This is a genomic window from Microvirga sp. P4_G7, assembly GCF_056401005.1.
Genome location: NZ_JBFUKD010000053.1, coordinates 1 through 10,406, shown reverse-complemented (window position 1 = coordinate 10,406; position 10,406 = coordinate 1). Strand labels below are relative to the sequence as shown.

General features: G+C 60.3%; 6 protein-coding genes and 1 pseudogene. 4 read left to right on the top strand and 3 right to left on the bottom strand.

The genetic code is table 11. The features are described from left to right. The coding region (locus AC1DT3_RS04860; RefSeq protein ID WP_477464115.1) for a ribonuclease E/G at nt 1-1,120 on the bottom strand (1,120 nt) is incomplete at its 3' end. A gap of 608 nt (nt 1,121-1,728) precedes the next feature. Between AC1DT3_RS04860 and AC1DT3_RS04855 the strand changes: the two genes are divergently transcribed. The 3 genes from AC1DT3_RS04855 (at nt 1,729) to prfB (ending at nt 6,838) form a co-directional block, all read left to right on the top strand. Then, nucleotides 1,729-3,012, top strand: coding sequence for an N-acetylmuramoyl-L-alanine amidase (locus AC1DT3_RS04855; RefSeq protein WP_477464114.1), 1,284 nt, complete (start codon nt 1,729-1,731; stop codon nt 3,010-3,012). Between the two features lie 139 nt (nt 3,013-3,151). Continuing rightward, nucleotides 3,152-5,578 (top strand): penicillin-binding protein 1A, encoded by a 2,427-nt coding sequence (locus AC1DT3_RS04850; protein ID WP_477464113.1) that lies wholly within the window; start codon nt 3,152-3,154, stop codon nt 5,576-5,578. A 131-nt stretch (nt 5,579-5,709) separates the two neighbouring features. Next, a protein-coding gene (gene prfB, locus AC1DT3_RS04845; RefSeq protein ID WP_477464112.1) for a peptide chain release factor 2 occupies nt 5,710-6,838 on the top strand; the annotation gives its coding sequence in 2 pieces (ribosomal slippage) (nt 5,710-5,778 and nt 5,780-6,838; 1,128 coding nt in all). 19 nt (nt 6,839-6,857) lie between these two features. On the opposite strand, the gene AC1DT3_RS04840 is transcribed toward prfB, so the two are convergent. Both AC1DT3_RS04840 and AC1DT3_RS04835 read right to left on the bottom strand, forming a co-directional pair. Then, nucleotides 6,858-8,021, bottom strand: coding sequence for a matrixin family metalloprotease (locus AC1DT3_RS04840; RefSeq protein WP_477464111.1), 1,164 nt, complete (start codon nt 8,019-8,021; stop codon nt 6,858-6,860). An 85-nt stretch (nt 8,022-8,106) separates the two neighbouring features. Next, entirely contained in the window at nt 8,107-8,571 is a 465-nt protein-coding gene (locus tag AC1DT3_RS04835) for a peroxiredoxin (RefSeq protein ID WP_477464110.1), read from the bottom strand. A gap of 157 nt (nt 8,572-8,728) precedes the next feature. Here AC1DT3_RS04835 and AC1DT3_RS04830 point away from each other — a divergent pair. Then, nucleotides 8,729-10,406: pseudogene (locus tag AC1DT3_RS04830) on the top strand (hypothetical protein); the annotation flags it as partial.

The following is a 10,406-nucleotide window of genomic DNA, read 5'->3' as shown; positions in this document are numbered from 1 at the left end:
TGGCGCGCTTGATCAGCGATCCCTCCTCGTAGACCAAGGCCGGAGCGGAAGAGGTGAGGGTGAGTTCGCGGACGCTCTCCCAGAGGCGCATCAGATACTCGTAATCGCGCTTGATTTCCGGCTTGGTGCGCGAGGCTCCAGCCGTGCGCAGGATGATGCCCATTCCATCGGGCACCTCGAGATCCTGTGCGATCTCCTTCAGCCGCTTGCGGTCGGCGGCATTGGTGATCTTACGCGAGATGCCGCCACCACGACCCGTGTTCGGCATGAGAACCGAGTAGCGACCGGCGAGCGAAAGATAGGTCGTGAGCGCCGCGCCTTTGTTGCCGCGCTCTTCTTTGACGACCTGAACCAGCAAAACTTGCCGGCGCTTGATCACTTCCTGGATCTTGTACTGTTTGCGGGGCGTGCGCGGACGCTGTGGGACATCCTCGAGCGCGTCTCCGCCGMCGAGCTGTTCCACCACGTGGTGCTCTTCCGGCTCGTCGCCCTCTTCGTGATCCTGGTCCTGACCGTCCTCGTGATCCTCGTCCTGGCCGTCGTCGTGATCCTGGTCGTGATCCTCGTCGGACTCGTCGTCCGAGGATTCCGCAGATACGACGCCGTCGCTGTCGATCTCACCCTGCGTCTCGGTCGCGCCGTCGACGGTGATTTCAATGATTTCGGCGCCTGCGCCGGCTTCAGTGACCGATTCTTCAGAATCGTCGGTAGAGCCGTCGGTCTCACCTTCCGACGCTGCCGCGCTGACGGTGTCGTCGCTTGCGACTTTCTTCGGTGCGGAGCGGCGGCGACGGTGCCGGCGACGCTCCTCTTCCTGCTCTTCCTCCCGCTGGGCTTCTGCCTCGGCTTCGAGCAGGGCCTGTCGATCGGCAACCGGAATTTGGTAATAATCGGGATGGATTTCGCTAAACGCGAGGAAACCGTGACGGTTACCGCCATATTCGACGAATGCGGCCTGGAGGGACGGTTCGACGCGTGTGACCTTGGCGAGGTAGATGTTACCCCGGAGCTGCTTCCTAGTAGCGGATTCGAAGTCGAACTCTTCGACCTTCTGACCGCGTACCACCACAACCCGGGTCTCTTCCGGGTGGGAGGCATCGATGAGCATTTTGTTTGCCATGTTGAACTCTCGACATGGCGACCGGTGGCAAGGCCTTGAGCGAAAGCCGCGCTGGAAGCGGGCGGCCGCGCCGGAATAGAAGTCGGCGGGCTGGTGATGCGTGGGGATTGCGATCGATCGCCATCGTGCGCCGCGTTGGGGCGCATTCTGGGTTAAACCGGGCCGAAACCATGCCGAACTGGGTCAGACRTGGGCGAACGCGAAGCAAATCGCGCGCATCGAAAGGTGCTCGTACGACAGTCATATCTGACTTCGCCTGCGCAACCATTCGATAACGGCCCTTTCGAAAACGATGCACCAGCGGGGCTGGTCATCGGCGAAAAACGGCGGAACTACGCCATATGAGCCTGTCCGTGAGCCTATTGGGCGTGACGTCGGCCTCCGGGATCGATCAACACAATCGTCTCCGCGAGGGCGCGCCGTCAGATTCGGCCATGCCGGACGGGATCACGATCATTACAGATCGATTGGGGCATTTGGCAAGATGCTGGGACGATGTGACCTAGTTGCAACATCGGGCCATCAACGTCGTTGATTAGGCAGGAGGTTCATTAACCAAACTCGCACTATGGGATAGGGAGGGGCATCTATTGATACTGGCGGACAGGATGCACGGACGGTCGTTCAAGGGGTTGGCGAGGGCTTTTGTCGTTTTGGCGGCGACGCTTGTTTGCGCGCACGCGACCGTCGCAGCAGCCCCGGAATCCAATAGGGCGCCTCAGGTTTCGCCTGAAATTGATCGCTCGCCGGCGATTGCCGCAGCAATCTCAGTCGACGCTGAGCCCTCCAAGACGCGATTCAAGGTCGTCCTCTCAAAGGCGGTCACCGCCAAGACCTTCCTTATGGAACGGCCGGACCGGGTCATCGTGGACCTGCCGGAGGTCGCCTTTCACCTCCCGGCAGAGACGGGGCGGAAGAAGGAGGGGGCGATTTCTTCCTTTCGGTACGGGCTTTTCGCGCCCGGACAGTCTCGGGTCGTGATCGATCTGGCGCAGCCGGCGATCGTATCCGCAGTGACCGTGGAAGCGCATCCGAAGGACGGCTCTCAGATTCTCACGATCGAGCTGAGCCGGGTCGAGAGGGACGAGTATCGGCGTGTCATGGCCTCGACTGAGGCGGCAGCCCCGGTCGCCGGAAAGCCGGACGTCGCAGATGACGCTTTCGGCCCAAATAAGGACAACAGGCCGCTCATCGTGCTCGATCCGGGTCACGGCGGTGTCGATCCCGGTGCCGCCTCCCTGATCGGTACGGTCGAAAAGGACATCGTTCTCGGTTTTGCCCGGCAACTGAAGAAACGGCTGGAAGAGGGCGGTCTCTACAGAGTTACAATGACCCGGGACAGCGATGTCTTCGTGGCCCTCACGGAACGGGTGAAATTCGCCCAGAAGCGGAAAGCCGACCTCTTCATCTCCATACACGCCGATTCGATTTCCGGCGGGCAGGAGGTGCGTGGGTTGACGGTCTACACGCGAGCAGAACGCGCCTCCGATGCCGATTCCGCACGCCTCGCAGATCGTGAAAACAAGGCCGATTCAGTGGCGGGTGTCGATGCGAAGGAGGGGGCCGACGACGTCTCGGACATCCTCCAGGATCTCACTTTGCGCGAAACCCGTGTCTTCTCTCACGGCTTTGCGACAAATCTCGTGGGCGAGCTCGAGTCCGTCGCGCGTCTCAACAAGAATTCCCGCCGGGAGGCCGGGTTCTGGGTGTTGCGCGCGCATGACGTGCCGTCGGTGCTCCTCGAGCTCGGCTATTTGTCCAGCCGGAAAGACTACGACCTGCTCGTGTCCGACGAATGGCGTGTCAAAGCGACGAATGCAATGTCGTCGGCGATCGATCGATTTTTTGCCGCAAGGCTCGCCAAACAAGGTGCTGCCGCAGTTTTACCATAGATACAGTGTGGATACCGGTAGCGGGCACATGATTCCTCGGATAACAGGGCAGGCGGCGAGCCACTGTCCAATATTGGGGCATCGGGTTCTCAGATCAGCGCCAGAGCGCCGTCAGGCGCCGACAACGGACCTTTAGCGGATGCGCATCATCCTTCGATTTTTTGGCTTCCTGTTCAGTGTCGGAGCGATCTTCTTCCTGATCGGCGCGGCCATTCTCGCCTATGGATTTTGGCATTTCTCCAAGGATTTGCCGGACCATGCGCAGCTCGCCAATTACGAGCCGCCGGTGATGACCCGCGTTCACGCGACGGACGGAAGCCTGATCGCGGAATATGCGCGCGAGCGGCGTCTCTACCTGCCGATGCAGGCCGTGCCCAAGCTCGTGGTCTCGGCTTTCCTCTCGGCCGAGGATAAGAATTTTTACCGTCATGCGGGTATCGATCCCGAGGGCATCGTGCGCGCGGTGATCGCCAATGTGGGGTCCGGCGGCAAGCGCGAGCAGGGCGCGTCGACCATCACCCAGCAGGTGGCCAAAAACTTCCTTCTGACCAACGAGCGCAGCTACGAGCGCAAGATCCGCGAAGCCTTGATCGCTCTGCGAATGGAATCCACCTTCTCGAAGGACAAGATTCTCGAACTCTATCTCAACGAGATCTATCTCGGATTGGGAAATTACGGCATTGCCGCCGCTTCGCTGAACTATTTCGGCAAGTCGGTGCATGAGCTCAGCATTGCCGAAGCGGCGTATCTCGCCGCGCTGCCCAAGGCACCGAACAACTATCACCCGTTCAGGCAGCGTCAGGCCGCTGTCGGCCGTCGCAACTGGGTGCTCGATCGTATGGTCGACAATGGCTATATCACCCGAGAACAGGCCGAGGCGGCGAAAAAAGAACCGCTGAATGTCACGCCGCGCGTCGTTTCGCCGAACAGTATTGCGTCGGGTTATTTCGCCGAGGGCGTTCGCCGCGAGATCGCGGAGCGCTATGGCGAGGAAAAGCTCTACGAAGGCGGGTTGTCGATCCGCACGACTCTCGATCCGAAGATGCAGGCAATGGCCCGCAAGTCGTTGGTCGACGGTCTCGTCCGCTTCGACGAGGCACGCGGATGGCGCGGCGCTCAGCAGAGGATCGAGTTGGCCGGCCGTGAATGGGGAACGGCGCTCGCCGAAGTTCCGGCGCTCGGCGATGTTCAGCCGTGGCGCATGGGCGTCGTCCTCGAGGTTTCAGGCGGACGTGCGAGGATCGGCCTGCAGCCAAAGCGCGATTCCTCCGGCCAAGTGGGCAAGGAACGAGAGATCGGCCTCGTCACCGCCGATGGCGTGAAATGGACGCGCCGCACCGTCGACAAGCTCATGGCCTCCGGCGACGTCGTCTACGTGGAACCTCTGGAAGGGAAGCCGGATCAGTTCCGTCTTCGCCAAGTTCCCGAGATCTCGGGAGCGATCGTCGCGATGGATCCCAATACCGGCCGCGTCTACGCCATGGTCGGCGGGTTCTCGTTCGACCAGAGCGAGTTCAACCGCGCGACGCAGGCCCTTCGGCAACCGGGTTCGGCCTTCAAGCCGGTCGTCTACGCTACCGCACTCGACAACGGTTACACGCCTTCGACCCTCATCCTCGACGATCCGCTGACGATCAACATGGGTCCCGGGCAGGAATCGTGGTCGCCGTCAAACTTCGAAAACAGTGGCGGCGGCGCACATACGCTCCGCTACGGCGTCGAGCATTCGAAGAACATCATGACCGTGCGCCTGGCGCGCGACGTCGGCATGCCGGTGGTGTCGGAATATTCCCGTCGCCTCGGCGTCTACGACGATATGCTGCCGCTTCTTTCCATGTCCCTCGGGGCGGGCGAGACGACGGTCATGCGCATGACCGCTGCCTATTCGATGTTCGTGAATGGCGGTTTGCGGATCAAGCCGACCTTGATCGATCGAATCCAGGATCGGTCCGGAAAGACCATCTATCGCCACGACGATCGCCAATGTGCGACCTGCGATGCCCCGCAATTCGACGGCAGCGCGCCGCCAAAGCTGGTCGATAACCGAGAGCAGGTGCTCGACCCGCTGACAGCCTATCAGGTCACGTCGATCCTCGAAGGCGTCGTGCAGCGCGGAACGGGCCAGTCACTCAAGGCTGTCGGCAAGCCGCTGGCTGGCAAGACCGGCACGACGAACGACGCGAAAGACGTCTGGTTCGTCGGCTTCTCGCCCGATCTCGCGGTCGGTGTCTTCATCGGATACGACAAGCCGCGTTCGCTCGGCGCGACCGCCCAGGCGGCCCACTACGCCGCGCCGGTTTTCCGCGATTTCATGAAGATGGCGTTGAAGGACAAACCGGCGACGCCGTTCCGCGTGCCCACCGGCATCAAGCTGGTGCGGATCAACGCGGGCTCGGGCACCCGCGCCGGATCCGGTGAATCCGGCGGCGTGATCGTCGAGGCCTATAAGCCGGGAACCGGACCGTCGGATGCCTATCTTCCGCCAGTGGAGCCAGGCGCCGAGGCTGAATACGCATCGCCGGAAGCCCAAAGAGCCGTCGGCGTCGGAACAGGCGGGCTCTACTAACAAGTCCTTCGCCCTTCCACATACCAGCAGCTGGTCCGGATCATCGGGATCCGGACGGCTTTACACGGCGTGGCGCTCCGCCTACACGGAACGCCATCTCCCTGCGGCCCCCACATCCAACAAGCAAGAAAATGCGCGCCGAAATTCAACACCTCGTAGATGACACCAAGCAGTCAGTCGGGCTGCTGAGGAGGCATCTTTGACTGGGACAATGCCCAGCGACGCCTCGCGGAGCTGAACGCTCACGCGGAAGATCCGAACCTTTGGAACGATGCCGAGGCCGCGCAGAAGATCATGCGCGAACGGACGTCGATCGAAGACCAGATCAACGCCATCAAACGCCTGGAACAGGAACTCGACGACTCGATCACGCTGATCGAGCTCGGCGAGATGGAAGACGATCAGTCCACCATCAAGGAGGGCGAGGAAGCCATCCGCGCGCTGCAGGCGGAAGCCGCACGGCGCCAGGTGGAAACCCTTCTGTCCGGTGAGGCCGACAGCAATGATACCTATGTTGAAGTCCATTCCGGCGCCGGCGGTACGGAAAGCCAGGACTGGACCAACATGCTCCATCGCATGTACGCCCGCTGGGCCGAGCGTCGGAAGTACAAGGTCGAACTGCTCGAAATCACCGATGGTGAAGAGGCTGGCATCAAGAGCGCGACACTGCTGATCAAGGGTCTCAACGCCTATGGCTGGCTCAAGACTGAATCGGGCGTGCATCGGCTCGTGCGCATTTCGCCGTTCGATTCAAACGCCCGCCGCCACACCAGCTTTGCATCCGTGTGGGTCTATCCGGTCGTCGACGACCGCATCAATATCGAGATCAAGGAATCCGATTGCCGGATCGATACGTTCCGCTCATCGGGCGCCGGCGGTCAGCACGTGAACACGACTGACTCGGCCGTGCGCATCACCCACATTCCGACCGGTATCGTCGTGGCGTGTCAGCAGGAGCGCTCACAGCACAAGAACCGCGCCACCGCCTGGAACATGCTGCGTGCGCGTCTTTACGAAGCCGAGCTGAAGAAGCGTGAAGAGAAAGCCAGCGCAGAAGCGGCCGCCAAGACGGATATCGGCTGGGGCCACCAGATCCGTTCGTACGTCTTGCAGCCCTATCAGTTGGTGAAAGATCTTCGCACAGGCGCCCAATCCACCAGCCCGCAGGACGTGCTCGACGGAGAGCTCGACCCATTCATGGAAGCGTCGCTCGCGCAGCGCGTCTATGGCGGCGGTGAGACGGTCGAGGATATCGATTAACCGGTCGCGACGGCTGGGGTTAGACAACGAGGAAGTCACTAGCCGTCAAAAAGAGGCCTGTCGCAACTCTCACGAATGGCGTTTGTTGGGCCGGGCCTGTTCCATCAGGATCATAAGATACATATCCAGATGCCTCTTCGTAAAAGATGCGTTGGTCCGCATTCCTCTCCTCGTCCTCCGCGTCCTCCGGATCGCTCCACATAGTAAAAAAGACATCATCGCTCAAAGCACCTTTGGCTAGGGCCTTGAAGATCCGGGTCGAAAGGACAATGAGGTCTCCGTTTTGGAGATCGATGATCCTGTCGAAGTTTTTTGTCCCGTCGAGGGCGGAATCAAATACAAAACGATCTTTGCCGTCTCCACCGACCAAAACGTCCTTTCCGGCGCCGCCGTTCAACGTATCGTTCCCATCGAAACCATAAAGATTGTCGTTGCCTTTGCCGCCTTTCATGGCGTCTTTCACGGCCACGCCGTAAAGTCGATCGGAACCGGTCTTGCCGTTCTGTGTCAGTGTTTGCGAAGACGCATTCCATTTCCAGGACGAAACGTTTCTCCCGTCGCTAGATGGACCGCCGTATAGAGCTTGGACAGCTTGAACATCCAACCAGCCGAGCGACACCAGATGATTGATGTTCTCACGCCCTGTGTAGCTCATGACAGTATTGGCGACGTTGTCGAGATCGGAACGCAGCAGTTGCTCGTTCATATAAGACGTATGAAATGGATGCTTCAAACCAAGGGCGTGACCAATTTCATGAAGCAGAACATAGAATTTATAGTTTCTGTTTGCTGAGAATTCGTCCCAATAGACCGTGTTCATGTAGACGGAGCCGCCGGATTTATCGCGTTCCAGATATTCACGGCTATAGAATTCACGGAGTGTGGGGAAGTTTGCATAAGCCTCAGTGCTCTCGCCGCTCTCCGACCATTGAAATTTGAGCTCAGAGTCTTTGCCTTTGACCTCGATAAAACTGATGCCGCTCCAGTCGCCCCATTGCTTCAAGGCGTATCGCGCCAGTTCCATGTCAGCGGCATCGAACGACCATTCATCACGCCACCACCACCCGCGAGTCTGTTCGATTCTAGGGAAGCTGTAGGTCAGAAAGACCGGTTTGCCTGCGGGACGAAGYGTCGGAAGCGCATTCCAACTCGTTCCCTGTAGAAGGGCTGTGTATTCGGGCATAGAACCTCGGTTCCCTGGACAACCAAGTTCTATATGATACTTTATATCAAATCAATCTGGAGTAGAGCGACGGGATTAATGGAGGCTAGACCCCCTTCGCCGCCGCCAGCACCTCGCTGGCGTGGTCCGGGACGCTTACCTTTGGCCAGACCTGCGCGATCTTGCCCTCGCCGTCGATGAGCACGGTCGTACGTTCGACGCCCATGTACTTGCGGCCATACATGCTCTTCTGGACCCACACGCCATAGGCCTCGAGCATGGACTTTTCCTCGTCCGAGGCGAGGGGGAAGGCGAGGCCGTATTTGGTGCGGAACTTGTCGTGGCTTTTCAGACTGTCGGGCGAAATGCCGATGACCTCGGTCCCGGCTGCTTCGAACTCCTTCGCCAAGGCCTGGAAATCTTGAGCTTCACGGGTGCAGCCGCTGGTGTCGTCCTTCGGATAGAAGTAGAGCACGGCCTTGCGGCCCTTGAGTGAAGCTAGACTGATCGTTTCGCCTCCCGTAACGGGAAGTGAGAAGTCGGGAGCCTCTTGTCCGATGGTCAAAGTCATGATTCGCCTTCCTTTTGGCGGATTGTCAGTGTTTGGGATCTAAACCGCAATCCTCAACAAACGGTCGCGAGAGTTGGTCGGGCGGGCTAAGGTCCCTCTCGACCTGATTCCCTTATTTTTCGGACAGCTCAAGAACAGGATCGCTCGCTCCCCGAGAATGAAAAAGTTTTTGATCAAAAAGCCGCGCCGAAAGAGTGCCAGAAAGCCCCCCGTCAAGCGGAGCGCGCTTCGTCGCGTCCTGCGTGGAGCTCTCTATTTCAAGCTCGGGATCCTCATCAGCGCCGTGGTTTGCTTCGGCCTTCTCTACGCGCGTCTCGCCGCCGGACCGCTCAGCTTTGGGCGGATGCCCGAACGGATTGCCGAGGCCCTTGCCGCGCGAATTGGCCCCGGCTGGTCGGTGACCATGCGCAACACCGCGCTCGAACTGAAATCGGGTTCACCGGCCTTTCGCGCCAACGGCCTCGACATTCGCGATCCGCAAGGAGCGCTCGTCGTGCGCGCGCCGTATGCCATCGTCAGCGTGGAAGGGTTGTCGCTCCTGACGGGCAACCTACAGCCGCGTTCGATAGAGCTGCGTGATCTTCAGATCCGCGGACTGATCAACAAGAACGGCGCTTTGACATTCTCGCCTGTCACCGATGCCGATACGACCGGGACGGTGCCCGCGCCCGAACCTTCGCGCCAGGTGGCTGAGGCAATCGAAAAACAATTGTCAGCGGTTTCACCGGTCTCGGCCGCTGTCGGCTCGCTGTTCGAACTCGTCGTCGGGCGTTTCGGAATCCTCAGCTCCCTCGATCGTGCGCAATTGACGAATGCGACGCTGACTCTCGTCGACGCGCAGCAGAAACAACGCGCGACCTTCAAACGCGTCGACGCCGTCTTCGCGAAGAACACCGGTGGCGATCACCATTTCGACGCGACGCTCGATGGCCCGCAGGGCGTCTGGCAGTTGAACGGCGACGCAACCGGCGACGCGAAATCCGGTTATCGCGCCACGGTCATTACCGCGGATGCGCCGCTGGACGACGTATTGCTTTTGTCCGGCCTGTCGGCACTACCGGCAACGTCCAACCTCAAACTCTCCGGTCGGGTCGATACGGCATTCGCCAACGAGCGCGTCACTGAACTGAAGGCACGGTTCACGAGCAACAGCGGCATCGTTCAGATCGACGACAAGGACACGTCGCCCGTTCAGATCGATCAATCGACCATTGCGGTCGCTTGGGCGGAAGATCGACGCGAGCTCAATCTCGAAACGTTGCAATGGAAGGGCGGTGGCAACACGGTGGCCCTCAGCGGCGTGCTGAGCGTTCCCGGCGGCGGAGACGCCTGGCGTCTGGCGCTTTCCGGGAAGGATACCGTCTTGTCGGGCGCGAGCCCCGGCGACAAGCCAGTTCGGCTCGACTCGATCGAGGCGGATCTGTCTGGACCGGACGGCGTCAAACTCAATTCCGTGAAGCTGCGGGGCCCGGACGTCTCAGCCGATATATCGGGGCTCCTTGGCGCATCGGCGGATCCGCGCGCCTTGAGGCTCGATGTGCGCGCCACCAAGTCCGACGCGCGCTCCGCGGTCAGGATCTGGCCTGAGGCCGTAGCTCCGCCCGTGAGGCGCTTTCTCGTTCAGAATCTCAAGGCTGGTCAGCTCGACAATCTGGCCTTCAAGGTCGATATGTCCGGCGACGACATGTCGAAGGCGGTTTCCGGCGGCCCGATACCCGACGAGGCGATCAAACTCGATTTCGCCATTTCCCAAGGGACGCTGAAAGCGGCGGAAGGCCTGCCGCCGGTTGCGAAAATCGATGTCACGGGCAACGTCACCGGCGTGAAAGTGACCC